Source organism: Treponema sp. R6D11, assembly GCF_054786075.1.
Map to the genome: position 1 here is coordinate 1 of NZ_BDHD01000770.1, position 533 is coordinate 533.

General features: G+C 41.7%; 1 protein-coding gene. It reads left to right on the forward strand.

Annotated elements, in window-relative coordinates; genetic code table 11:
* Positions 1-297: 297 nt before the first annotated feature.
* On the forward strand, positions 298-533 hold a 236-nt coding region (gene rpsL, locus ACYVTD_RS15995; RefSeq protein WP_461248674.1), incomplete at its 3' end, for a 30S ribosomal protein S12.

The window sequence follows — 533 nt, forward strand, 5'->3', positions numbered from 1 at the left end:
GCCAAAAACCCGCCAAAAAAGGTCAAAAAAGGTAAAAGAACACCATGTAGCCGAACCCCTGCCTTTTTGGACTTATGCCATAGTTTTTATCGCCCTTTTTGCCGTAATTGCGCTCCTTTCCCACCTTATCACAAAATAAAAAATATTTGAAAATTTTCTCAAAAACGCTTGACATTTTTTTGCGTTTTCAATAGATTTAGGTCTCTACCCCTTATTTTTCTTGAGGGGTCAAGGAGACAGTCTATTTCTGTCTCTTGCAAATATGTATTTGCAAGTAATTTAAGGAGTTTTTGAGGAATGCCTACTATTAACCAACTGGTTCGTTTTGGACGGCAAAAAGTAACTTCCAAGACGAAATCCCCGGCGCTTAAATCCTGCCCGCAAAAGAGGGGAGTTTGCACTCGTGTAATGACTGTAACGCCCAAAAAGCCCAATTCGGCTCTTAGAAAAGTAGCGCGTGTGCGCCTTTCTCATGGTACGGAAGTTACCGCTTATATCCCGGGAATCGGACATAATTTACAGGAACACTCGGT